We start from the raw sequence: 25,016 nt of genomic DNA on the forward strand, positions 1-25,016 counted from the left end.
TGGGGAAGTTCACCAAAGACGCTCGCACGAGGCTCCCGGCGTGCCCCGCGCCGGGCCGCGGAACGGCGTGATCCTGCGGCTTCGTGGCGCCGGGACCAAGGGCGCAGGACCTTGGGCCGTGGGACCGAAGCCCGCCTCGGCGCCGGATCTCCGACCTACTTTTTCAAGCAGCAGGCCGGCGACCGGCGCCGGGACCGTCGAAGGAGCACCAGTGGACACCCCCGAGATCGATCAGCTCGTCGCGAAGGGCCTCACGGCCCTCGCCGACTACGCCTCGCTCACCCAGGAGGACGTCGACCGCATCGTCAAGAAGGCGTCCGTCGCGGCGCTGAACCAGCACGGCGTCCTCGCCGAGGCCGCCGTCGCCGAGACCGGCCGCGGCGTCTTCGAGGACAAGGCGACCAAGAACATCTTCGCCTGTGAGCACGTGACGTACTCGATGCGCGACCTGCGCACCGTCGGCGTCATCCACCGCGACGAGCTCAAGGGCATCGTCGAGATCGCCGAGCCCGTCGGCGTCGTCGCCGCCGTCACCCCGGTGACCAACCCGACCTCGACCGCCATCTTCAAGGCCCTCATCTGCCTCAAGACCCGCAACCCCGTCATCTTCGCGTTCCACCCGGGCGCGCAGGACTGCTCGGTGGCCGCCGCCCGCGTCGTGCGCGACGCCGCCGTCGCCGCCGGGGCGCCGGCGAACTGCATCCAGTGGGTGAGCGAGCCGAGCATGGCGGCCACCGGCTCGCTCATGAACCACCCCGGGGTCTCCCTCATCCTCGCCACCGGCGGCAACTCGATGGTCCGGGCCGCGTACTCCTGCGGCAAGCCCGCCCTCGGCGTCGGTGCGGGCAACGTCCCCGCCTACGTCCACACCAGCGCGAACCTCGAGCGGGCCGCGACCGACCTGGTGATGTCGAAGTCGTTCGACAACGGCATGGTGTGCGCGTCGGAGCAGGCCGTCATCCTCGACGACGCGGTGTACGACGAGATGCTCACCCACCTCGACCGCCTCCACGCCTACCGCGCCACCGCCGAGGAGAAGGCGATGCTGGAGGAGTTCATCTTCGGCGTCGGCGCGAACTCGGAGAACTGCGGCGAGGCCCGCCTCAACGCCGCCGTCGTGGGCAAGTCCCCGGGCTGGATCGCGCGGCACGCCGGCTTCACCGTCCCCGAGGACACCTCGATCATCCTCGCCGAGGTCTCCGGCGTCGGCCCGCACGAGCCGCTGACCCGGGAGAAGCTGTGCCCCGTCCTGGCGGTCGTGCGCGCGGGCTCCACCGAGGAGGGGATCACCCTCGCCGAGCGCATGGTCGAGCTCGACGGGCTCGGCCACTCCGCCGTCATCCACGCGAGCGACACCGCGCTCGTCGAGCGCTTCGGCGCCCGGGTCAAGGCCGTGCGCATCATCACCAACGCGCCCTCGTCCCTCGGCGGCATCGGCGACATCTACAACGCCTTCATCCCCTCGCTCACGCTCGGGTGCGGCTCCTACGGCCACAACTCCGTGTCCAACAACGTCTCGGCGGTGAACCTCATCAACATCAAGCGCATCGGCCGGCGCACCAACAACCTCCAGTGGTTCAAGGTGCCGGCCAAGACCTACTTCGAGCCGCACGCCATCCGCTACCTCTACGACATGGAGGGCATCGACCGGGTCACGATCGTCACGGACGCGACGATGACCCGGCTGGGCTACGTGGACAAGATCCGCGACGTCCTGGACCGCCGAGCCCGTCCCGTCGCCCTGCAGGTCATCGACGACGTCGAGCCCGAGCCGTCGATCGGCACGGTGCGCCGCGGCGCGGAGTCGATGCGTTCGTTCCGCCCGGACACCATCATCGCCCTGGGCGGCGGCTCACCCATGGACGCCGCCAAGGTGATGTGGCTGCTGTACGAGCACCCCGAGGTCCGGTTCGAGGACCTGCGGGAGAAGTACCTCGACGTGCGCAAGCGGGCGTTCCGCTTCCCCGCGCTGGGCGAGCTCGCCAAGCTCGTCTGCATCCCGACCTCCTCGGGCACCGGTGCGGAGGTGACGCCCTTCGCGGTCATCTCCGACCCGGAGACGGGGTACAAGTACCCGCTGGCGGACTACGCCCTGACACCGTCGGTCGCGATCGTCGACCCCGAGCTCACCGCCCGGATGCCCTCCAGCCTCGCCGCGGACTCCGGCTTCGACGCCCTCACCCACGCCACCGAGGCCTACGTCTCGGTCTACGCCAACGACTTCACCGACGCCCTGGCGCTGCACGCGATCAAGATGGTCTTCGACAACATCGCCACCTCGGTCAACGGCGAGCGCGACGGGCTGGCCGCGACGGTGATCGGCAAGGCCCGCGAGCGGATGCACAACGCCTCGACCATCGCGGGCATGGCGTTCGGCAACGCCTTCCTCGGCGTCGTGCACGCCATGGCGCACACGGTGGGCTCGACCTACCACCAGGTCCACGGACGCACCAACGCCGTGCTGCTCCCCCACGCCATCCGCTACAACGGCCAGGTCCCCACCAAGCTCAGCAACTGGCCCAAGTACGAGACCTACACCGCACCGCAGCGCTTCCAGCAGATCGCGGCCCACCTCGGCCTGCCGGCCGCCACGCCGGAGGAGGCCGTCGAGGCCTACGCCCGGGCCGTGGAGGAGCTGCGCGCCTCGCTGGGCATGCCCGGCTCGTTCGCCCAGATGGGCATCGCCGAGGAGGCCTTCGTCCCCGCGCTGGACACGCTCGCCATGCGGGCCTTCGAGGACCAGTGCGCCCCGGCCAACCCCCGTCTGCCGATGGTCAAGGACATGAAGGACATGATGCAGGCGGCCTACTACGGCGTCGGTGTGGAGCAGGTGCGGATCGACCGCGCCGCGGTCCGCGACCAGAGCGCCGAGGAGGCCGAGCCCGACGGCGTGCAGGGACCGCGGGTGGTGGTGACCGAGGGGCTGAGCGAGATCCCCGGCGAGGGCACCGCCCCCGCCGACCTCGACGCCTCCATCGCCCGGGCGGACGCCCGGCAGCGGCGCTGAGGGGCGTCGCGCCCGGCCGGCGCTGACGCGGCGGGCACCGCACGGTGCCCGCCGCGTCCCGTCGGGCCGCCACCTCCGACGCCCCGCACCGGACCCCGTCACCGCGCCGCCCGGCGCCCCGGATCCCCTCCTCGTGTCGTCGCGCCACGTCGCGGCGGTCCGGTCGGGAAGAATGTCGGCCGTGTGGACGACGGCGTACCTCGACCTGCTCGCGCGCGACGCCGACCCGGCGGAGTTCGACCGGCCGGTCGACGCCGCGCGTCGCGCGGGCGCCGACCCGGCCGCGGTCGCCGAGGTCGAACGGGCCCGGGAGTCCGCGCTGCGCGTGCGCGAGGTCCTCGAGGCCCGCCGCCGGCGTGAGCACGAGCTGTCAGCCCTCTTCCAGACGGCCGGCGACCTCGCCTCGCTGACCGACGTCGACGCCGTCCTGCACGCCATCGTCAGCCGGTCGCGCGACCTCCTCCACAGCGACGTCGCCTACCTCTCCCTCATGGACGCCGCCGCCGGGGACACCTACATGCGGGTCACCGTGGGCTGCACCTCCGAGCTGTTCCGCGCGGTCCGGCTCTCCCTCGGGGCCGGCCTGGGCGGGATGGTGGCGCAGACCGGCACCGCGTACGCGACCTCCGCGTACTTCGAGGACCACCGCATCGACCACACCGCCACCATCGACGCGGCCGTCGCGGACGAGGGGCTGAGCGCGATCCTCGGGGTGCCCCTCGTCCTGGGCGGGCAGTTCATCGGGGTCCTGTACGCCGCGCACCGCTCGGTGCGCCCGTTCGCGGCGGCGGAGATCGCCCTGCTCACCTCCTTCGCCGCGCACGCCGCGATCGCCCTGGACAAGGCCCGGGCGCTCAGCGAGACCCGGGCGGCCCTGCGGGACCTGCAGGTCGCCGACGAGATGCTCCGCGCCCGGACGGTCGCCGTCGAGCGCGCGGCGGAGGCGCACGACCGGTTCTTCGGTCTCGTCCTGCGCGGCGGGGACGCGGCCGCCGTCGCCGCCGAGGTCCGCACGCTCCTCGCCGGCGACGTCCTCGTCGTCGACGCCGACGGCACCGTCCTCGCCGCGGCCGGGTCCTCGGCGGGCCCCACCGCCGCGGAGGCAGCGCTCGCCCGCCGCGCCGCAACCGCCGGCCGGACGCTGCGCGCCGAGGGCGTGCACGCCGCGCCGGTCGTGGCCGGGGCGGACGTCCTCGGCGCGCTCCTGCTGCGCCGGGGCGAGCCGCTGGAGGAGGCCGACCGGCGCATCCTCGAACGGGCGGCGCTCGTCAGCGCGCTGCTGCTGCTCTTCCGGCGGTCGGTCGCGGCAGCCGAGGACCGTCTGCGCGGTGAGCTCCTCGAGGACGTGCTGCTCGACCGCGACGGGTCGGGCCTGCCCGCGCGTGCCCGGCGGGCCGGGATCGACCTGTCCGTCCCGCACGCCGTCGTCGTCGCCGAGATCGCGGGTCAGCGCGGCCTGGCCGCCGACGCCGGCGCCTCCGTCGCCGCCGCCCGGGGCGGGCTCTCGGCGGTGCACGACGGCCGCCTGGTCATCGTGCTGCCCCACCTCTCCCCCGCCGCTGCGGGCGCCCTGGTCTCGGCCGAGGTGGCCCGGCGGACCGGTCGGTCGCCGACGGCAGGGGTCGCCGGGCCGGCGGCCGGCAGCCACGAGGTCCGCGCGGCGCACGCCGAGGCGTTGCGCTGCCTGCGCACCCTGCAGGCGCTGGGCCGCACGGGCGAGGCGGCCGGCTCGGCCGACCTCGGGTTCGTCGGGCTGCTCCTCGCGGACGACCGGGACGTGCCCACGTACGTGCGCTCGGTGCTCGGGCCCGTCCTCGACTACGACGAGCGGCGCGGGACCGAGCTGGTCGCGACGCTGCGCGCGTACTTCGCCGAGGGCGCCGCCGTGGCCCGCACCGCTGCGGCGCTGCACCTGCACGCGAACACGGTCACCCAGCGCCTGGACCGCGTGACACGGCTGCTCGGCGCCGACTGGTCGGCGCCGGAGCGCCGTCTCGAGGTCCAGCTGGCGCTGCGGCTCGAGGCGCTCGTCCGGCACCCCGACTGACGGCCTGCGGCTCGTGCGCGACGTGACGACACGGGTCCCGTCCTGACCCCGCGGCGTGCCTCAGCAGGTGGGTGAGGGCTCCTGCGCGCCGTGCTCGGCGAGCCAGGCGACCGGGTCGACCGTGGTGAGCTGGTCGTCCGTGTGGATCTCGAGGTGCAGGTGCGGACCCGTGGACCGCCCGTTGTTGCCCACCCCGGCGATGTGCTGCCCGACCTCGACCTCCTCACCGACGTCGACGAGGACGCCCGAGGCGTACATGTGCCCGTACCAGCTGTAGAAGGTGGCGCCGTCGAGCTCGTGCCGGATCACCACGAGCGTGCCCGACCGGCCGTCCTTGCCGGCACCCACGTACTCCACCGTCCCGTCAGCCACCGCGTAGATCGGGGTGCCGATGGACCCGGCGAAGTCGCTACCGGTGTGCATACCGAAGATCCCGCTGAGGGGGTCCGAGCGGTTGCCGTACCTCGAGGTGAAGCGATAGGTCCCGGTCGCCATCGGCATGACCAGCTCGGCGCGCTCCTCGGCCACGGCGGCGCGCGTCCCGCTGGCGCCCGTCACCGGTGCGCACCGGAGCGCGTCGCGGTCGGCGGCGCGGGAGGTCTGCAGCACCTCCGCCCGGCTCGCGGCCGCGGGGTCCGCGAGCAGCGCCGCCGGCGCGGGGCCGGCGAGCGCGACGGCGGCCGCGTCGAGGCGCGCCATGGCGCTGGCGGTCACCGGGATCTCGGCCCGGGTGCTGTCCGCCGGGGTGGCGAACCCGGCCATCGGTGCGGCGATCGTCAGCACGCCGAGGGCCGACAGGACGGCGGCTCGCGGCACCCAGCCGGCGACGGGGCGACGGCCGGCGGCCGGGGCGGGCGGACGGCGCTGCCGGCGCGCTGGCGGCCGGGAGAGCATGGGGGCCGACTCCCGGGTGGCCGGGAGGAGTCCCGGCAGGGCGATGGTCCAGGTGGCCGTGTCGTCCGCGGGGGACGAGGGAGCCGGGCTGGGCGCGGGACCGGCGACGGTGCCCGGCGCGAGACGCACGGGGCTGGGCTGGGGGGCCGGGCGGCTGCCACGAGGCGCGGACGGGGCGGGGGCCGTCACCGGGACGGCCGCCGACACGCTCGGCCGCGTCACGGAGACCACGGCCTCGACGGGCACGGCGGTCGGCGCGGGCGCCGGGGCGACCTGCTCGGCAAGCGCCGGAGCCGTTGCCTGGGCGACCTGCTCGGGCGCCGCCGCACCGGCCGGGGCCACCTGCTCGGCGCGCGTGCGCAGCTCACGTCGGGAGCGGGGTCGCACGTGCGCACCGTCGGGCGCGGCAGCAGGAGCGGGCGTGGCGCGCACGTCCGCGACCGGGACGGCGGCGGCGCCCACCTCGGCCGGCCGAGCCTGCCCGCCGGCGGTGGCGACGCGCAGGTCGCGTCGCGACCTCACCGGCGCGGGCGTACCGACGAGGGCCTCGAGGCGGGCCCGCTCAGCCTCGCGGAGCTGACGCCGGGTCGGCGGTGCCGATCGTTCTGGCACAGCGGGACCTGACATCGACGAGGACCTCCGGAGGGCGCCGGCCTGTCGACGGCCGAGCGGGAGCACGAGGGGCGCGAGCCCCGAAGTTGGGTTGGTGACGAAACAGTAACGGACCGATGTCGACGAACCGGACGATCCCCGACCTGACGCACGTGACCTGGCTCACACACCGGTCCGCATCACGTCTGCGTGCGGTACTCCTCGCGCTGCATCGAGTCGCGCACCTCGCCGACGAGCTCCTCGAGGATGTCCTCGAGGAACACCACGCCCAGGGACGCGGCGTCGCCCTCCGGGGCGACCACGCGCGCCAGGTGCGCGCCCGAGCGCTGCATCGCCGCCAGGGCGTCCTCCACCTCGTCATCGGGCGCCACCGCCGCGAGCGCCCGGACCCGCCAGGGCGGCACGGGCAGGTCCCGCGCGTCGCCCTCGGCGTACAGGACGTCCTTGAGGTGGAGGTAGCCGGCCAGCTCGCCGGTCCCGGTGACGAGGGGGAACCGGGAGAACCCGGTCCGCGCCACCTCCCGCTCGACCTCCGCGGGCGTGCACCCCACGCGCAGCGCGTCGAGCTCGTCCACCGGGACCATGACCTCGGCGGCCGTGCGCTCGGAGAACTCGATCGCGCCGGTGAGCAGGCCCAGGTCGTCGCTGAGGACCCCCTCGGCCTGGGAGCGCTCGACGATCGAGGCGACCTCCTCGGCGGTGAAGGCCGAGACGACCTCGTCCTTCGGCTCCACGCCGACCAGCCGCAGCACGAGGTTGGCGAACCAGTTCAGGGCCCCCACGACCGGTCGCAGCACCTTGGAGATCCACACCAGGGGCGGGGCGAAGATCAGCGCGGCCTTCTCGGGGGACGTCACCGCGAGGTTCTTCGGCACCATCTCCCCGAGCACCACGTGGAGGTAGACCACCAGCGCGAGCGCGAGGGTGAACCCCACGACGTGCCCCGCCTCGGCGGGCAGGCCTGCGGCCTCGAGGGGTCCTTGGACGAGGTGGGCGATGGCCGGCTCGGCCACCGCACCCAGACCGGTCGAGGACACCGTCACACCCAGCTGGGCGGAGGCGAGCATGATCGTCACGTTCTCCATCGCGTACAGGACGCTCCGCGCGCCCCGGCGCCCCTGCTCGACCAGGGGCTCGATGCGCGAGCGCCGCGCGGACATCACGGCGAACTCCGCACCGACGAAGAAGGCGTTGAGCGCGAGGAGGACGAGGCCGACGACGAGCGCCGTGGAGGTGCTCATGCCGCACCCCCGGCCGGGACGGGGCGGACCCGCAGGCGGTCCACCCGCCGGCCCTCCATGTGCTCCACCGTGAGCAGGACGTCGCCGACGGCGACCTCGTCGCCCTCGCCGGGGATCCGGCCGAGCCGGTCCATGACGAGCCCGCCCAGGGTCTCGTACGGGCCGTCGTCCGGAACGCGCAGGCCGGTCTGGTCGGCGAGCTCGTCCGGGCGCAGGACCCCGGGGACCACCCACGTGCCGCGGGGGCCGGCGTGCGTGCCCGAGCGGCGGCGGTCGTGCTCGTCGGCCACGTCTCCGACGAGCTCCTCGACGACGTCCTCGAGCGTGACGATGCCCGACGTCCCGCCGTACTCGTCGACGACGACGGCCATCTGCAGCCCCTCGTCGCGCAGCTGCACGAGCAGCGGGCCCAGCGCGACGGTCTCGGGCACGCGGGGTGCCTCGACCAGGAGCGAGGACGAGGCCACCGGCACGTCCACACGGCGCTCGTAGGGCACGGCCACGGCGCGGCGCAGGTGGACCAGCCCGACGACGTCGTCGGGGTCCTCACCGAAGACGGGGAAGCGCGAGTGGCCCGTGGCCCGGGCCAGCGCGACGACGTCGGCCGCGGTGTCCTCCCGGCTCAGCGCGTGGATCCGGCCGCGGTCGGTCATGACGTCGACGGCGGTGAGGGCGCCCAGGCCGATCGAGCGGGTGAGCAGCGTCGCGGTCGAGACGTCGAGCGTGCCCTGCTCCGCGGAGCGGCGCACCAGCGCGGCGAGCTCGGAGGCGGAGCGGCCGCCGGAGAGCTCCTCGGCGGCCTCGACCCCGAAGCGTCGCAGGAGCGCGTTGGCGGAGTTGTTGAGGCCGGTGATGACCGGGCGCAGGGCCCGGGTGAAGACCCGCTGGAGCGGGGCGACGTGACCTGCGGTCACGAGCGGGTCGGCGAGGGCGAGGTTCTTCGGCACGAGCTCGCCGAAGACCATCGAGAAGGTGTTGACCGCCACCAGGGAGAGCACCACCGCCGTCGCGGTGGCCGCGGCACTGGCGAGGCCGGCGCTGCCGAGCGGGCCGGCCAGGAGCGTCGCCAGGGCGGCCTGCGTGGTGTAGCCCAGCAGGATGGTCGTCACGGTGATGCCGACCTGGGCGCTGGAGAGCTCGAGCGAGAGGTGCTTGAGGGCGCGGCCGACCCCGACCGCACGCTTGTCGCCCGCGGCGATCCGCCGGTCGACGGTGCCCGGGTCGAGCGCGACGAGGGAGAACTCCGCCGCGACGAAGACGGCGGTCCCGGCGGTCAGGACGACGCCGAGGAGGACGAGCAGCCACTCGGTCAGCACGGCCTCGCCCGCCCGGTGGCTCGGCGGGACCCGCGCGTGTCATCCGCGGGCGGGGGTTCAGGAGGGTCGGCGGGATGTCGACCGCGGCGTGAGCGACGCATGGTGGCTCGATGGTAGCGACCCGCTCGGACGGTGCATCCCGACATCACCCGTTCGGGACGTTCGTCCTAGGCGCGTGTGACGCCCCGTTGACCGGCTCTTGAGCGAGTCGGCGCAGCGGCCGCCGAGGCCGCCCGAATTCGGGCCGGGAGTCGTTCTCGATGTGGGGTCGGAGGAGCAGGTCGCCTAGGGTTGTAGGCGATCTTCATCACACCCCTGGAAGAGGGCGAACAGCGAGTGTCCACGCAGGAACACGACATCAGCTCCACCTTTGGCGCCAACGAGTGGCTCATCGAGGAGCTCTACGAGAAGTACAAGAAGGACAAGAGGTCCGTCGACCCTGCGTGGTGGGACTTCTTCGAGGACTACGAGAGCGCGGGCAACGGCGGCGACGCGGACCAGGCACCCGGCGCCGAGACGGGCCAGGCCGCCCCGGCCGGACGCACCGTGCCCGCCGACCCCGGGCCGTCGGCCGGGGCGCCCTCCGTGGTGAGCCCGGCCCGCCCGGCCCCCACCGAGCCCGGCGCACCGCCGCGCAGCGCCGCGCGCTCGGCCGGCACGCCCTCCCCCGGCGCCCGCGCCGACCAGTCGGTCGAGACCGTGCGCGACGACCTGCCGCCCGCGCCGCCCGTCTCGGCCCAGCCCCCCACCTCCGCCTACGTCGAGCGCACCGGGCGTCCCTCCCCGACGGCGGAGAGCCCGGCCGAGGACGAGACCGTCAAGCTCCGCGGCGTCGCCGCGCGCACGGTCCAGAACATGGAGACCAGCCTCGAGCTCCCCGTCGCGACGAGCGTGCGCGCCGTCCCCGCCAAGGTGATGGTCGACAACCGGATCGTCATCAACAACCACCTCGCCCGCTCACGCGGCGGCAAGGTCTCCTTCACCCACCTCATCGGCTTCGCCATGGTCGAGGCGCTGTCGGAGATGCCGGAGATGAACTACTCCTACGCCGAGACCGAGGAGGGCAAGCCCGCCGTCTTCCAGCCGGCGCACGTCAACTTCGGCCTCGCGATCGACCTGCCGAAGCCCGACGGCACCCGCAGCCTGGTCGTGCCCTCCGTCAAGGCCGCCGACACGATGGACTTCGCCGGCTTCTGGGGCGCGTACGAGGACCTCGTGCGCAAGGCGCGCAACAACAAGCTCACCCTCGAGGACTACGCCGGGACGACGATCTCGCTGACCAACCCCGGCGGCATCGGCACGGTGCACTCGATCCCGAGGCTCATGAAGGGCCAGGGCACGATCCTCGGCGTCGGCGCGATGGACTACCCGGCCGAGTTCGCCGGTGCCTCGCAGCAGCGCCTGGCGCGGATCGGCGTCTCCAAGGTCCTCACCCTCACCTCGACCTACGACCACCGGATCATCCAGGGCGCGGCCTCCGGCGAGTTCCTCAAGATCATCCACACCAAGCTGCTGGGCACCGACGGCTTCTACGACCGGGTCTTCACCTCCCTGCGGGTGCCGTACGAGCCGGTGCGCTGGCTCCAGGACATCGAGTACGACCCGGAGACCGAGCTGGGCAAGCCCGCGCGGATCGCCGAGCTGGTGCACGCCTACCGTTCCCGGGGCCACTTCATGGCCGACACCGACCCGCTCGCCTACCGCCAGCGCCGGCACCCGGACCTCGACGTCGCCGCGTACGGGCTGACCCTGTGGGACCTCGACCGCACCTTCCCCACCGGCGGGATCGGCGGGACGTCCCGGGCGAGCCTGCGCGACGTGCTGCAGCTCCTGCGGGACGCGTACTGCCGGACCGTGGGCATCGAGTACATGCACATCGGCGACCCGAGCCAGCGCAGGTGGTTCCAGAGCCAGCTCGAGACGCCCTATGCCAAGCCGTCGAGCGAGCAGCAGCTGCAGATCCTCAAGAAGCTCAACGCCGCCGAGGCGTTCGAGACGTTCCTGCAGACGAAGTACGTGGGGCAGAAGCGCTTCTCCCTCGAGGGCGCCGAGTCGCTCATCCCCCTCCTCGACGTCATCCTCACCGGTGCCGCCGACGACGGACTCGACGAGGTGGGCATCGCCATGGCCCACCGCGGGCGCCTCAACGTGCTCGCCAACATCGCCGGGAAGTCCTACGGGCAGATCTTCTCCGAGTTCGAGGGGAACCAGGACCCACGCACCGTCCAGGGGTCCGGCGACGTGAAGTACCACCTCGGGACCGTGGGCACGTTCACCGCACCGGACGGGGAGACGACCGCCGTCTACCTCGCGGCGAACCCGTCGCACCTCGAGGCGGCCGACGGCGTCCTGGAGGGCGTGGTCCGGGCCAAGCAGGACCGGATCGACCTCGGCGAGGACGGCTTCTCCGTCCTGCCCATCCTCATCCACGGCGACGCCGCGTTCGCCGGCCAGGGCGTGGTCACCGAGACGCTCAACCTCTCCCAGCTGCGCGGGTACCGCACCGGCGGCACGATCCACATCATCGTCAACAACCAGATCGGCTTCACCACCGGCCCGTCGTCCTCACGCTCGTCCTACTACCCGACGGACATCGCCAAGGGTCTGCAGATCCCGGTGTTCCACGTCAACGGCGACGACCCCGAGGCCGTCGCCCGGGTCGCGGAGCTGGCGTACGCCTACCGGCAGAAGTTCCACAAGGACGTCATCGTCGACCTCGTCTGCTACCGCCGGCGCGGCCACAACGAGGGCGACGACCCCTCGATGACGCAGCCGGTGATGTACAACCTCATCGAGAACAAGCGCTCGGTGCGCAAGCTCTACACCGAGTCGCTCATCGGGCGGAAGGACCTCACGGCCGAGCAGGCCGAGGAGGCCCTCAAGGACTACCAGCGCGAGCTCGAGAAGGCCTTCACCGAGACCCGCGAGGGCGGGTGGACCCCGCCCGAGACCGCGGACGAGCAGGTCGCGGGCCTCGAGCGCCCCGAGTCCCAGCTCGAGGACGCCGGCGTCATGGTCGGCTGGCAGACCGCCGTCGGCCCCGAGGTGCTCGAGCGGATCGGGCAGGCGCACGTGCGCCCGCCCGAGGGCTTCTCGGTCCACCCCAAGCTGGACAAGCTCCTCCACCGCCGCGACGAGATGACCCGCGAGGGCGGGATCGACTGGGGCTTCGGGGAGATCCTCGCCTTCGGCTCCCTCGTCATGGAGGGCACCCCGGTGCGGCTGTCCGGGCAGGACTCGCGGCGTGGCACGTTCACCCAGCGCCACGCCGTCCTGCACGACTACACCAACGGCGCCGAGTGGACGCCGCTGATGTACCTCACGCCCGACCAGGCCAAGTTCTGGGTCTACGACTCCTCGCTCAGCGAGTTCGCGGCGATGGCCTTCGAGTACGGCTACTCGGTCGAGCGGCCCGACGCCCTCGTGCTGTGGGAGGGCCAGTTCGGCGACTTCGCCAACGGCGCCCAGACCGTCATCGATGAGTTCATCTCCTCGTCCGAGCAGAAGTGGGGCCAGCGGTCCTCGCTCGTCCTGCTGCTGCCGCACGGCTACGAGGGGCAGGGCCCCGACCACTCCTCCGCGCGCATCGAGCGGTACCTGCAGATGAGCGCCGAGGAGAACTGGGTGGTGGCCCAGCCGTCGACGCCGGCGAACCACTTCCACATGCTCCGGCGGCAGGCCTACGCCCGGCCGCGCAAGCCCCTCATCGTCTTCTCGCCCAAGCAGCTGCTGCGCCTCAAGGCGGCGGCCTCCCCTGTGGAGGACTTCACCTCGGGCACCTTCCGCCCGGTCATCGGCGAGGTGGAGGAGCGGGTGCGCACGGCGGGCGAGCAGGTCGAGAAGCTCCTGCTGTGCTCCGGCCGGATCTACTACGACCTCGCCGCGCAGCGGGTGAAGGCCGACGACTCCGGTGTCGCCATCGCCCGGCTCGAGCAGCTCTACCCGCTCGACCTCGACGCGGTGCGGTCCGAGCTCGCCGCCTTCCCCAACGCCAGGGTGGTCTGGGTGCAGGACGAGCCGGAGAACCAGGGTCCGTGGACCTTCGTCTCCGACCACCTGGCCCCCGCCCTGGACGGTCGCGCGCTCGAGGTGGTCTCGCGGCCGGCGGCCGCGTCGCCGTCGACCGGCTCGCACAAGCGTCATGTGGAGGAGAACGCCGAGCTCATGCGGCAGGCCTTCGCCCGCTGAGCACCGCCGACGGGCCGGGACCTCGAGGTCCCGGCCCGTCGGCGCTCCCGCGCGTGCTGCGGGGCGTGCGCGGCTCCACCGGGCAGGATGGGGACACCGAAGCATCACGGGAGGAGCACGGTGGGCGAGGGACAGCTGCGGATCTGCGTCATCGGGGACGAGCTCACGGCGGGCACCGGCGACGCCCGGGGCCTGGGCTGGGTCGGCCGGGTGATGGCGCGCACGACGACGGAGGAGCCGGCCTTCGTGGCCCAGCTCGCCGTCCCGGGCGAGTCCAGCACCGCCCTGTCGGCGCGCTGGGAGACCGAGTGCCGTCGCCGCTTCGGCGCCCACACCGACAACCGGCTCGTCATCGGCCTGGGCTCCACCGACCTCGACGAGGGCCTCTCGCTGGCGCGGTCCCGGCTCAACCTCGCGAACATCCTCGACGGCGCCGCCGCGTCGCGGGTGAGCTGCTTCGTCGTGGGGCCCCCGCCGCGCCCCGCGGCCGACCCGGAGGCGCTGGCCGCGCTGTCGCAGGCGTACGCCGACGTCTGCCAGCGCCGCCACGTGCCCTACGCGGAGACCTTCGAACCCCTGCGGACCCACGAGCAGTGGCACGCGGACGTCGCCGCGGGCGACGGCACGCACCCGGGGCAGGCCGGCTACGGGCTCCTCGCCTGGCTCGTGCTGCACTCGGGCTGGCACGACTGGCTGGGCGCCGAGCCGGCCTCCTGACCTCCCCCGCCGGACGGCTGTCCCGGGCCGCGGCGCCCGGGTCGGGTGCGCGGGCAGGGTGCGCGCCGAGACCTCACCCGACGCTCCACCGCCGAGGTCCCACCGGGCAGTCGTTACAGTGGTGGGATGTCGGTCGAGCTCGGTATGCCCGGCGCCCGCGCAGTGCGCGACGCGGGCGCGCGTGACGCCGCGTCGCCGGACCGACCGGAGACACCCGCGCTGGTGGACCGCTTCGGCCGGGTCGCCCAGGACCTGCGCGTCTCGCTCACCGACCGGTGCAACCTGCGCTGTGAGTACTGCATGCCGGCCGAGGGCTTCGACTGGCTGCCGCCCCGCGAGGTCCTCTCCGACGACGAGGTGATCCATCTCATCCGGGTCGCCGTCCAGCGGCTCGGCGTGCGGGAGGTCCGCTTCACCGGCGGGGAGCCGCTCCTGCGCAAGGGTCTGGAGCGGATCGTGGCGGCGACGACGGCCCTGCGCACCGTGGACGGCGCCGTGCCCGAGACCTCGCTGACGACCAACGGGCTGGGCCTGGACCGCAGGGCCGCAGGGCTCGCCGCTGCCGGGCTCCGCCGGGTCAACGTCTCCCTGGACTCCCTCGACCGGCAGGCCTACGCCACGCTCACCCGTCGGGACCGGCTCCCCGACGTCCTGGCGGGGATCGACGCCGCCGAGGCCGCCGGCATGACACCGGTGAAGATCAACGCCGTGCTCATGCGCGGGGTGAACGACACCGAGGCGCCCGAGCTGCTCGCCTACGCCCTGCGCCGCGGGTTCGAGCTCCGCTTCATCGAGCAGATGCCGCTGGGCCCGCCGGAGCGCTGGGTGCGCGGGGAGATGATCACGGCGGCGCAGATCCTCGCCGCCCTCGGCGAGCGCTTCGAGCTCACGCCCACCGACGCCGCCGAGCGTGGTGCCGCACCGGCGGAGCGGTTCCGCGTCGCTCCCTCCGGCGACCTGCCCGGCGGCTCCGTGGGCATCATCGCCTCGGTGACCCAGCCGTTCTGCGGCGCCTGCGACCGCACCCGGCTGACCGCCGACGGGCAGGTGCGCACCTGCCTCTTCTCGCGCACCGAGACCGACCTGCGCGGCCTGGTCCGCGGCGGGGCGGACGACGAGCAGATCGCCGCGGCCTGGCGCACCGCGATGTGGGGCAAGCTCGCGGGCCACGGCATCGACGACCCCGGCTTCCTGCAGCCCCAGCGGCCCATGAGCGCGATCGGAGGCTGACGTGACTGCCGCGACCACCACCACCCTCACCGTCCACCTGCGGTACTTCGCCGCCGCCGCCGAGGCGGCCGGCGTCGCCGCCGAGGACCTCACGCTCCCCGCGGCTGCCACCGCCGCCGACCTCGCCGACCTGCTCGCCGTCCGGCACGGGTCCGAGCTGGGCCGGATCCTGGGCATCTCCAGCCTCCTCGTCGACGACGTCGTCCGCGAGGAGCTCGACGGGCCGCTCGCCGCCGGTGACCGCCCGGTCGTGCGCGTGGACGTCCTGCCGCCGTTCGCCGGCGGCTGACGGAGCCGCTCCCCGCTCGTCCGGCACACCGCGCGACGGCGCGGTCGGTTTCCGTCGTCATGCCGCCGGGCGCCGGTGGACCGGGACGCGACCACCCGCGGGGACGCGGTCCGGCCACCCGTTGCGGCGACCTTCAGCCCAGCTCGGCGGCCGGCAGCCCACCTCGCCGGCCGGCAGCCGACCTCGCCGAGCGCACCGCGCGCCCCGCAGCACCCCGGCGGGCCCTTCGTCCTGCGCCGACGGGGACGGTCGCCCCACGGGAGGCGTCCGGGCGTCGGGAAGCCTGGTCCCGAACCCGACCTATCCCTTCCGAGAGGACCCCTCATGAGCGCGCCCCCCGTCCCGCCGGTGACCACCACCGTCCCGCGCCGGTCGTTCCTCAAGTGGTCGGCCGCGGCGGGGGGTGGAGCCGCGCTCGTCGGCGCGGGCGCGTACTTCGGCGGCCTGCCCGGCGTCGGTCCCGCGAGCGCCGCGACGGCGGCGAGCGGCCTGGACGTCGACCGGACGGTCTGGTCCTCCTGCAACGTCAACTGCGGGTCCCGGTGCCCCCTGCGCATGCAGGTCAAGGACGGCCGGATCGTGCGCGTGCTGCCGGACGACACCGGCGACGACGAGATCGGCACGCAGCAGATCCGGGCGTGCGTCCGGGGCCGCTCGATGCGCCACCGCATCTACAACCCCGACCGGCTCAAGACGCCGATGCGGCGCCGGCCGGGGACCCGCCGCGGCGGCGGCGAGTGGGAGGAGATCTCCTGGGAGGAGGCCTACGACGAGATCGCCTCGACGATCCAACGGCTCGTCAAGGACTACGGGAACGAGTCGATCTACCTCAACTACGGGACCGGCACCCTGGGCGGCACGATCACCCGGAGCTGGCCGCCCTCGCAGACACCGATCGCCCGGCTCATGAACTGCGTGGGCGGGTACCTCAACCACTACGGCGACTACAGCGCGGCGAACATCGAGCAGGCTGCGCCCTACACGTTCGGCTCGTGGATCGGGTCGAACTCGTTCGACGACGCGAGGAACTCCCGGCTGCAGGTGCTGTTCGGCAACAACCCGCTCGAGACCCGCATGAGCGGCGGCGGGGAGACCTTCGTGACCCAGCGCACCCGCCAGGACAACGGCCAGCGGGTCATCGTCATCGACCCGCGCTACACCGACTCGGCCGTGTCGTTGGCCGACGAGTGGGTGCCCATCCGACCCGGGACCGACGCCGCCCTCGTGGCCGGCATGGCCCACGTGATGATCAGCGAGGACCTGCACGACCAGGACTTCCTCGACACCTACTGCGTCGGCTTCGACGAGGAGCACCTCCCCGAGGGCATCCCCGCGGGGAGCTCCTACCGTTCGTACATCCTCGGCGACGGGCCCGACGGCACCGAGAAGACGCCCGCGTGGGCCGCCCGGATCACCGGCATCCCCGCCTCGACGATCGTCCGCCTCGCGCGGGAGATCGCCACCTCGGGGCCGGTGCACATCACGCAGGGCTGGGGTCCGCAGCGCCACGCGAACGGCGAGAACCAGGCGCGGTCGATCTTCGTGCTCGCCGCGATGACGGGCAGCATCGGCGTCCCCGGGGGCGGGACCGGTGAGCGCGAGGGCTCCTACGGCCTGCCGATGGCCAACCCCTTCGCGACGACCAACCCCGTCGAGACCGCCATCTCGGTCTTCGGCTGGACCGACGCCATCGAGCGAGGTCCCGAGATGACCGCACTCGCGGACGGCGTCGTGGGCAAGGATCGTCTCGACGTCCCGATCAAGATGATCTGGCAGTACGCCGGCAACGCGCTCGTGAACCAGCACGCCGACATCAACCGCACGGTCAGGCTGCTCGAGGACGACACCAAGTGCGAGCTCATCGTCGTCATCGACAACCAGATGACCGTCTCGGCCCGCTACGCCGACATCCTCCTGCCGGACGTGTCCAACGCCGAGCAGCTCGACGTCGTCCAGCAGGGCAGCGCCGGGAACATGGGGTACGCGATCGTCGCCGACCAGGTGATCCACCCGCTGTTCGACTGCCGGACCGTCTACGAGATGTGCAGCCAGATCGCCGCCCGGCTCGGTGTGGAGAAGGAGTTCACCGAGGGCAGGACCCAGGAGGACTGGGTCCGTCAGGTCGTCGAGGACTCGCGCGAGGCGGTCCCTGGTCTGCCGTCGTTCGACGAGCTTCGCGAGATGGGTGTGTGGAAGGTCAAGGGCGAGAGCTACATCGGCCTCAAGGACTTCCGCGACGACCCCGTGGCGAACCCGCTGACCACGCCGTCGGGGAAGATCGAGATCTTCTCCGACCGGCTGTGGGAGATGGCGAAAACCTGGGAGCTGCCGGAGGGTGACGTCATCACGGCGCTGCCGGAGTACGTCGCGACCTGGGAGGGCGCCGAGGAGGCACGCACGAACGCCAAGCACCCGCTCCAGTGCATCGGCCACCACTACAAGCAGCGGACGCACTCCTCCTACGGGAACGTGGACTGGATGCAGGAGGCCCACCCGCAGGTGGTGTGGATCAACACGGGTGACGCCGCCGACCGCGGCATCGTCAATGGTGACCTCGTGGACGTCTTCAACGACCGCGGCCGGATCCGGCTCCCCGCCAGGGTCACCGCCCGCATCGCCCCCGGCGTCGTGTCCGTCCCGCAGGGCGCCTGGTACACCCCGGACGCCCAGGGCGTCGACGTCGGGGGGTCGGTCAACACGTTGACCTCGTGGCACCCGACCGCCATCGCCAAGGGCAACGCCCAGCACACCACGCTCGTCGAGATCGTCAAGGCCTGAGGAAGGAGATCATCATGGCAACCCAGCTCGGTTTCCTCTTCGACCAGACGCTGTGCACCGGCTGCAAGGCTTGCCAGGTCGCGTGCAAGGACAAGAACGACCTACCGGTCGGCGTCACCTGGCGCCGCGTCGCGGAGTACTCCGGCGGCACCTGGCAGCAGGACGGGGACACGTTCGTCCCCAACGTCTTCGCGTACTACACCTCGATCTCGTGCAACCACTGCGAGAACCCCGTGTGCGTGCAGGTCTGCCCCACCACCGCGATGCACAAGGACGAGAACGGCATCGTCACCGTCGACGAGGACAAGTGCGTCGGGTGCCGCTACTGCGAGTGGGCGTGCCCCTACTCGGCGCCGCAGTTCAACCCCGCGACCGGGCACATGTCCAAGTGCGACATGTGCGCCGACTACCGCGCGGAGGGTCAGGACCCGGCGTGCGTCGCGGCCTGCCCGTCCCGGGCCCTGGCCTGGGGCCCGATCGACGAGCTGCGCGCGGAGCACGGCACGCTCGCCGGCGTCGAGCCCCTGCCCGACCCGTCGATCACCCGCCCCAACCTCGTCATCACCCCGCACCGCGACGCCCAGCCCAGCGGGGCCGGCACCGGCGCCCTGGCCAACCCCGAGGAGCTGTGACGTGAACACCCACGAGCTGCCCATGATGGTCTTCACCTCTTCGCCCAGATGAGCGTGGGCGCCTTCGTCGTCCTCGGCGTCGTCCAGCTGGTCGCCGCCCGCCGGTACGGCCGTGAGGCCGTCGACACGATCACCGACCCCGTCCTCTACGCCATCGGACCGGTGATGGTCCTCGGGCTCGTCGCGTCCATGTTCCACATGAACGACGTCGGCAACACGCTCAACGTGCTGCGGCACGTCGCCACCTCGTGGCTCAGCCGGGAGATCCTCTTCGGCGCGGGCTTCGCGGCCCTGGGGTTCCTCTTCGCCGCGGCGCAGTGGTTCCGCTGGGGCACCTCCCGCCAGCGTCAGGGCCTCGCGGCGCTCACCGCCCTCGTGGGCCTGGTGCTGGTGTGGTCGATGTCGATGATCTACTACTCGCTCGTCGCCGTCCCGGCGTGGCACTCCTGGACCACCCCGGCGCAGTTCTTCACGACGGCCCTGCTCCTCGGGGCGCTGGCCGTCGGCGCCGCGCTCATGGCCACGCTCATGGTCCGACGCCGCCGAGGCGGGGCGACCACGGCCGACCTCGCCGACAGCTCCCTCGTCGCCGGCACCCTCAAGGGCATCGGGATCGCCGCCGTCGTCCTGCTCGGGGCGGAGTTCCTCATCATCCCGCTGCACATCGCCAACCTCGCCGGAGCCGGCGGGGCGGCAGCCACCTCGGCCGAGGTGTTCACCGGTGCGTGGTTCGTCGCTCGCCTCGTGCTGGTCTTCCTCGGGGCCGGCCTGCTGGCGGTCCTGCTCTTCCGCTACGCCTCCCCCGACGCCCGGCCGCGCACGCTGGCGGTCCTGGCCACCGCCGCGTTCGCGCTCGTGCTCGCCGGCGAGCTCATCGGCCGGTCCCAGTTCTACGACTCCATGACCCGCATCGGCATGTAGGCCAGCTGCACCGGGGCGCCGTGACGACGCCGGCGCCCCGGTGCACGACAGGCCGCGTCGGCGTGCCCGGGCGCTGTCAGGCGCTGCCCGTCCACTCGTGCTCGCCGCCGTCGAAGACCTGACGCTTCCACACCGGGAGCCGCCGCTTGACCTCCTCGACCAGCTCGGCGGTGGCCGCGAACGCCTCCGCGCGGTGCGCCGCGGAGACGGCGGCCGCGAGCGCGACGTCGCCCACGCGCAGCACGCCGACCCGGTGCACGACGGCGACCGCGTCGACGGGGAACCGCCTCGCCACGTCGGCCGCGACGTCGGCCACGAGGGCCGCTGCGCTGGGGTGCGCGACGTACTCGATCTCGGTGACCGCACGACCGCCGTCGTGGTTGCGGACCACCCCGCCGAAGGTCACCACGGCCCCCGCCGCGGCGTCCTCGACGGCGTCGGCGCACTCGGCGACGGTCGTGAGACCCTCGCGCACGTCCGCCAGGGCGACGCGGTGACCGGGCTCGGTCAGGCGGTCCGGGACCGCCGCGCCGTCGGGGGTCACGCCGGCGCCCCGGCGCCCGGCCAGGACTCGACGAGCCGGCTCACCTTCTCGATGCGCTCGCCGACGGCCGGCGCGGCGGGTCCCGGCGCGCTCGCCCCGGCGAGGCCGACGAGGAACGCCGTCAGCGGCGCCCCCGGGCGGCTGGGGCCGTGCGCCACGTCGCTGATGAGCCGGAGCAGCGCGGCGGAGTTGGCGTCCATCACCGACCGGTCCACCTCGAGCTCGGCGCACACGGCGTCGAGCCAGCGGTTCATCGCGGCCATCTTCTCGGTCTCGTCGCCCCTCAAGGTGCTCCTCCCACGGGTCCGTCCGCGCCGTCGCGACGGGCGTGCGGCCATGGTGGCACACCCGTCCTGGGCCCTTCGTCACCACTGGACGGAGACGGACGCCTCGCCGCACGGGGGCGCCGCTGGGGCGAAAGGCCCACAGGGCGTCCGAAGGTCCGGGGCACCATGAGGAGTGCGCCCGGTTCCGGACGCAGCCACCGGAGGGAATGGTCATGACCGCCGCCATCGAACCCGTGCAGCCGCTGCCACCCGCGAGCCCCGACACCACGGTCGAGGCGAGCGTCGACCGCCTGCTCGAGGACCGCAGCCTCCTCGCCGTCACGCTCGACCACTACGCCGCGGCGTTCACCACCCTCTCCCGGCTCCTGCTCACCGCGCCGACGGCGTACGTCCTCGCCCGGGTGCGCGACCCCGAGCTGCTCGAGGAGTGGCCGCTGCTCATGGACGCGGACTGCCGCCGGGGCACCGCGCTGCTCGCCGAGTCGGCCCTGGCCGGGGAGAAGCAGGACGTCGTCCACCGGGACTACAACCGGCTCTTCGTCGGCCCGGAGCGCATGAAGGCCCCGCCCTACGAGTCGGTGCACCGCTCCGAGGAGCACCTGCTCTTCGAGGCCGAGACCATGCAGGTCCGGGCCTCCTACGCCGCCTTCGGGCTCGCTGCGCCGCGCCTGAACAAGGAGCCGGACGACCACATCGGCCTCGAGCTCAGCTTCGTCGCCGCGCTGTGCGAACGCGCGATGGATGCGCTGGAGTCCCGGCGCGACGACCAGCTCCGCCGTCTGCTGGGCGGCCTCGTCTCGTTCCTCGCGGACCACCTGCTCGTGTGGGCCCCGCGGTGCCTCACCCAGGCGGCGAACGCGTCCACCACCTTCTTCTACCAGGGTGTCGCCGCCCTCGGGCTCGGCACCCTCACCTCCGCCCGGGCGACGTTCCTCGCCTGAGCCGGTGACCCTCCGGTCGCTCCAGGTCTGGCTCTCCCACCAGCCCGAGCCCGTCGACCTCGAGCTGGTGTGCGCCGAGCACCCCGACCCGGGGCGAGGTGCACCGGCGGATGCGGGCGCGCGTGCCCGTCGTGACGGGGCTGGTGCGGGCACCCTCGTGCGCCTGCCGGGGTGCGCCGCCACCGTGGCGCCGTACGAGCTCGTCGAGCTGCTCGGCCTCGGGGCGCGCCGGGTGCGGGTCGACCTCGACGGCTGCGCCGACGCGGACGGCGCCCTCGCGCACCTCGGTCCCGTCGGCGCCATCGTCGCTGCCGGCGCGCCCGGACGCCTCGTCCTCGGCGCGCGTGCGTCGGGCCACCCGGACGACACCTCGTCAGCGAACGGGGACGACCCGGCCGACACCTCGACCGACGAGGACGAGCGCGCCGTCGCGTCTGCGGGCACCGCCACGGCCGTGCCCGGGGGGGCGGTCCCTCGTCCGACCGTCCGTCCTGGCACCACGCGTCGTCCCCACCCCTCCCCGCCGTCCCGACACAGGCGCCGGCGGGTGCTCGACGCCTCACACATGCCGGTCTCCCGCCGCGGGCTCCTCGGACTGGGCTCCGGCACCGGGCGGGAGCTCCCGCCGGACGGTCCCGCGCCGGGACGACTCGCCGCTGCGGTGGCCGCCGTCGTCCCCGCCGGCACCGACGGTCTGGAGGCGTACCCGGCGCCGGCGAGCCACCTGGGCGCACGCGGGTGCACGGCCTGCGGCGTCTGCGTCCAGGCCTGCCCGGCGGGGGCGCTGGGGTGGCGCGAGTCCGGCACCGACCCGGTCCTGGCCACGCTGGAGCAGCTCACGGCGGCGTGCGACGGGTGCCTGCGGTGTGTCACGCTGTGCCCGGCCGGTGCCCTGACGGAGCAGGGTCAGCGGAGCTGGGCGGACGTCCTCTCGGGCGTGCCCGTGCCGGTGGTCACCCTCGCCACCGCGCGGTGCCGACGCTGCGGCACCCGCTTCCCCACCACCTCGGGTGGCGCCTGGTGCCCGGTGTGCGACTTCCGGCGGCGCAACCCCTTCGGGAGCGTGCCCGCCCCCGGGCGCCCGGCTGCCGCCCGACCCGTCTGAGCAACAGGCCGGGGCACCGAAGGACCTGCGTCCCTTGCCGGCGCCCGACCATGGGGCGAGCCTTCTGTCAGAGCCGCGCACCGCCCGCGGCCGGGACGGGAGGGTCCGCCATGCCGCTGAGCGAGGCCGATCTGCGGAGCACCGCCCTGGCGGTCTTCCGCGCCTGGAACGACCACGACGTCGACGCCGTCCTCGGGTACCTCGCCGGCGACGTCCTGTGGGACTGGCCGGTCAGCGTGGGCCTGTACGGCAAGGACGCCGTGCGTGAGGAGCTCACCGACACCTTCACCGGCTTCCCCGACATCCACTTCCCGGTCGAGGACATCGAGATCTTCACCCGGCTCGACCCGCCGGCCGTGGTGGCGACGTGGACGGCTACCGGCACGCTGAGCGGTCACCTGGAGATGGGTCTGCCGGTGACGGGCCGGTCCTTCCACATCCGCGGCACCACCCTCATGCGGCTCCGGGACGAGGCCGTGGGCGAGTGGACGACGACGTTCGACACCTTCGCCCTGCTCCAGCAGCTGGGCGTGATGCCCGAGACCGACGAGCTGCGTTTCCGCGCCGGCGTGCTGACGACGATCCTCACCGACCGGGCGCGCACGATCGTCACAGCCCGGGTCAGGCGGGCACGGCGCCGCTGACCTGATCGGCGGTGACCCTGCCGGAGGGCACCGTCCTCACGCGTCCGGACGGAGAACGGCGCGCTGGTAGTCCCGTCCGCTCTCCACGGAGAGCACGGCCAGCACCAGGGAGCCCAGGGCCCGCGTCACCACCGACGCGCCGTCGCGGGCCAGCCGCCCCGCGGCGTCGGGAAGGGCGGGGAGCAGACGGCCGGCGATGAGCTCCTGCTCGCGCGCCCTGAGCGAGCGACCGCCGGCGGTGTCCCCTGCCGCCCAGGCGGCCGCCTCCTCGTGGCAGGCCGCGGCGATCTGCCGGGCGCCGGCGACGAGACCAGGCACGTCGTCACCGAGCAGGTGGTGGTCGGCGGCGAGCGACGCCAGGTCGGCGTCCAGGGACCGTCGTCGCGCCCCGCGGGCGTGCACGTCCAGCCGCATGAGGTCGCCGGCGAAGATCTCGGCGTCACCGCCCAGCCAGCGTGCGGCGAGGCGGAGCCGGGTCGCGAGCTCTCCTGAGCGCAACCGTTCCGCCAGACTCGCGTCGGGGCCGTCGAGGATCTCGGCGACGACGTCCCAGGAGCCGGCCCGGTCGCGGGCCGCCTGGGCCACCTGTGCGTGGAAGGAGGCGACGGTGTCGTCACCGATGCCCTCCACCGGAGCCACACGTCCGTCGGGGCCGGCGCCGGCCGGGCCCGTTGCCCCGCCGCTCACGCGGAGGTTCCCAGGGCACCACGGACGACGTCGAGGGAACCGGCGACCGAGCGCGTGGTGAGGAAGCACACCGCGCCGTCGCCCCGGTCCTCCACGGTCGTGGGGGTGAGCCCGCCGGGCCTGCGGTCGACGCCGTCGACCCGCACCTGGCCCGTCACCGTCCGTGCCGTCATCGACAGCCCCGTCCCGGCCGGGAGCTGCACCCGCATCGCGCCGGAGACCGTGGCCAGGTCCGCCATGGCCGAGTGCGCCGTCGTCGTGACGGAGATGCTGCCCGCCACCGAGGTGACCTCGGTGCGCGGCAGCTCTCCGGTGACCTCGGTGCGCGCGGCGGCGGTGGAGACCCGGACGGGGCCCACGTGGTCGCTGACCTCCACGGTGCCCGACGCCGAACGGAGGGTGGCCGCCCCGCGGCACCGGAGCACCCGGAGGGCGGCGGAGGCGGTCATGAGCGTGAGGTCCTCCGCGACGTCGGAGACCGTCGCGTCGGCCGTGGCCGTCGCCACGTGGACGGTGGTTCCGTGCGGGACGTGCACGGTGAGGCTGGCGACGTCGGAGGAGCTGTACGAGCCCAGGCGGCGGGCCCAGCCGTCCCAGCCGAGCGTGGGGTAACCGATGCTCAGACGGGTCCCCTCCACCGAGATCTCGAGCGGGTTGCCGGTCACCTCGGCAACCTCGACGTGCACGTGGTCGCTGTCGTGGCCGTGGACCGAGACGCTTCCGGCGACGAGCTGGACCCGTAGTGCGTCAACCCCCTCGACGTCGTGCCGTGCCGGTCCGGGAACGATCCACGAGCGCGTAGCCATGGCGCCACGGTAACGCGCGCCGAGGCTGCCCGGAGCGGTGTGGCAGCGGTCGCGGGCGGCTCGGGAGCCCCGGCGGGTGCGCAGCGCTGTCGATCACCGGAGGGCGATGACCGGGAGGCCGCGGCGTCAG

19 protein-coding genes are annotated in these 25,016 nt (G+C 73.6%); 12 read left to right on the forward strand and 7 right to left on the reverse strand.

Features of this window, described 5'->3' with window-relative positions:
* Positions 1-118 precede the first annotated feature (118 nt).
* Both adhE and EDD32_RS01110 read left to right on the forward strand, forming a co-directional pair.
* Entirely contained in the window at positions 119-3,007 is a 2,889-nt protein-coding gene (gene adhE / locus EDD32_RS01105) for a bifunctional acetaldehyde-CoA/alcohol dehydrogenase (RefSeq protein ID WP_123913864.1), read from the forward strand.
* A 172-nt stretch (positions 3,008-3,179) separates the two neighbouring features.
* On the forward strand, positions 3,180-5,054 hold the full coding sequence (locus EDD32_RS01110) for a helix-turn-helix domain-containing protein (RefSeq protein WP_123913866.1): 1,875 nt from the start codon (positions 3,180-3,182) through the stop codon (positions 5,052-5,054).
* Between the two features lie 60 nt (positions 5,055-5,114).
* Here EDD32_RS01110 and EDD32_RS01115 read toward each other — a convergent pair whose 3' ends face one another.
* From EDD32_RS01115 to EDD32_RS01125, 3 genes are all read right to left on the reverse strand, one after another.
* The gene (locus tag EDD32_RS01115) at positions 5,115-6,470 is read right to left on the reverse strand and encodes a peptidoglycan DD-metalloendopeptidase family protein (RefSeq protein ID WP_123913868.1); all 1,356 of its coding nucleotides are present in this window, start codon (positions 6,468-6,470) and stop codon (positions 5,115-5,117) included.
* A gap of 269 nt (positions 6,471-6,739) precedes the next feature.
* Positions 6,740-7,801, reverse strand: coding sequence for a hemolysin family protein (locus tag EDD32_RS01120; protein WP_123913870.1), 1,062 nt, complete (start codon positions 7,799-7,801; stop codon positions 6,740-6,742).
* Positions 7,798-9,114, reverse strand: a complete 1,317-nt coding sequence (locus EDD32_RS01125) for a hemolysin family protein (protein WP_123920026.1) — start codon at positions 9,112-9,114, stop codon at positions 7,798-7,800. Before EDD32_RS01125 ends, EDD32_RS01120 begins: the two co-directional genes overlap by 4 nt.
* A 339-nt stretch (positions 9,115-9,453) precedes the next feature.
* Here EDD32_RS01125 and EDD32_RS01130 point away from each other — a divergent pair, with 339 nt between their 5' ends.
* From EDD32_RS01130 to EDD32_RS01160, 7 genes are all read left to right on the forward strand, one after another.
* The gene (locus EDD32_RS01130; RefSeq protein WP_123913872.1) at positions 9,454-13,305 is read left to right on the forward strand and encodes a multifunctional oxoglutarate decarboxylase/oxoglutarate dehydrogenase thiamine pyrophosphate-binding subunit/dihydrolipoyllysine-residue succinyltransferase subunit; all 3,852 of its coding nucleotides are present in this window, start codon (positions 9,454-9,456) and stop codon (positions 13,303-13,305) included.
* An 87-nt stretch (positions 13,306-13,392) separates the two neighbouring features.
* On the forward strand, positions 13,393-14,022 hold the full coding sequence (locus tag EDD32_RS01135) for a GDSL-type esterase/lipase family protein (protein ID WP_123913874.1): 630 nt from the start codon (positions 13,393-13,395) through the stop codon (positions 14,020-14,022).
* A gap of 126 nt (positions 14,023-14,148) precedes the next feature.
* A complete protein-coding gene (gene moaA / locus EDD32_RS01140) occupies positions 14,149-15,252 on the forward strand; it encodes a GTP 3',8-cyclase MoaA (RefSeq protein WP_123913876.1) in 1,104 nt (367 codons plus the stop codon).
* 1 nt (position 15,253) lies between these two features.
* Complete coding sequence (locus EDD32_RS01145) at positions 15,254-15,541, forward strand: MoaD/ThiS family protein (RefSeq protein ID WP_123913878.1); 288 nt, start codon at positions 15,254-15,256, stop codon at positions 15,539-15,541.
* Positions 15,542-15,865: 324 nt separating this feature from the next.
* On the forward strand, positions 15,866-18,319 hold the full coding sequence (locus tag EDD32_RS01150) for a DMSO/selenate family reductase complex A subunit (protein WP_123913880.1): 2,454 nt from the start codon (positions 15,866-15,868) through the stop codon (positions 18,317-18,319).
* Between the two features lie 14 nt (positions 18,320-18,333).
* A complete protein-coding gene (locus EDD32_RS01155; RefSeq protein WP_123913882.1) occupies positions 18,334-18,951 on the forward strand; it encodes a DMSO/selenate family reductase complex B subunit in 618 nt (205 codons plus the stop codon).
* Positions 18,952-18,999: 48 nt separating this feature from the next.
* Positions 19,000-19,872 carry a dimethyl sulfoxide reductase anchor subunit family protein gene (locus EDD32_RS01160; protein ID WP_123913885.1) on the forward strand — a complete coding sequence of 291 codons (873 nt, stop codon included), beginning with the start codon at positions 19,000-19,002 and terminating at the stop codon, positions 19,870-19,872.
* A 76-nt stretch (positions 19,873-19,948) separates the two neighbouring features.
* Here EDD32_RS01160 and EDD32_RS19295 read toward each other — a convergent pair whose 3' ends face one another.
* A complete protein-coding gene (locus EDD32_RS19295) occupies positions 19,949-20,416 on the reverse strand; it encodes a molybdenum cofactor biosynthesis protein MoaE (protein ID WP_246005915.1) in 468 nt (155 codons plus the stop codon).
* Positions 20,413-20,703: a DUF6457 domain-containing protein gene (locus EDD32_RS19300; RefSeq protein ID WP_246005916.1), complete on the reverse strand. Its 291-nt coding sequence runs from the start codon at positions 20,701-20,703 to the stop codon at positions 20,413-20,415. The genes EDD32_RS19295 and EDD32_RS19300 overlap by 4 nt, the downstream gene beginning before the upstream one ends.
* 212 nt (positions 20,704-20,915) lie before the next feature.
* On the opposite strand from EDD32_RS19300, the gene EDD32_RS01175 reads away from it, so the two are divergent.
* The 3 genes from EDD32_RS01175 (at position 20,916) to EDD32_RS01185 (ending at position 23,393) form a co-directional block, all read left to right on the forward strand.
* The gene (locus EDD32_RS01175) at positions 20,916-21,644 is read left to right on the forward strand and encodes a TorD/DmsD family molecular chaperone (RefSeq protein WP_123913887.1); all 729 of its coding nucleotides are present in this window, start codon (positions 20,916-20,918) and stop codon (positions 21,642-21,644) included.
* Positions 21,645-21,648: 4 nt separating this feature from the next.
* Positions 21,649-22,749, forward strand: a complete 1,101-nt coding sequence (locus EDD32_RS01180; RefSeq protein WP_123913889.1) for a 4Fe-4S dicluster domain-containing protein — start codon at positions 21,649-21,651, stop codon at positions 22,747-22,749.
* Between the two features lie 110 nt (positions 22,750-22,859).
* Positions 22,860-23,393 carry an ester cyclase gene (locus tag EDD32_RS01185; RefSeq protein WP_170175153.1) on the forward strand — a complete coding sequence of 178 codons (534 nt, stop codon included), beginning with the start codon at positions 22,860-22,862 and terminating at the stop codon, positions 23,391-23,393.
* 36 nt (positions 23,394-23,429) lie between these two features.
* On the opposite strand, the gene EDD32_RS01190 is transcribed toward EDD32_RS01185, so the two are convergent.
* Both EDD32_RS01190 and EDD32_RS01195 read right to left on the reverse strand, forming a co-directional pair.
* Positions 23,430-24,023 (reverse strand): hypothetical protein, encoded by a 594-nt coding sequence (locus EDD32_RS01190; RefSeq protein WP_148087398.1) that lies wholly within the window; start codon positions 24,021-24,023, stop codon positions 23,430-23,432.
* A 53-nt stretch (positions 24,024-24,076) separates the two neighbouring features.
* On the reverse strand, positions 24,077-24,886 hold the full coding sequence (locus EDD32_RS01195; RefSeq protein WP_123913895.1) for a DUF4097 family beta strand repeat-containing protein: 810 nt from the start codon (positions 24,884-24,886) through the stop codon (positions 24,077-24,079).
* Between the last annotated feature and the right edge of the window lie 130 nt (positions 24,887-25,016).

It is taken from the genome of Georgenia muralis, from assembly GCF_003814705.1.
GTDB lineage: Bacteria > Actinomycetota > Actinomycetes > Actinomycetales > Actinomycetaceae > Georgenia > Georgenia muralis.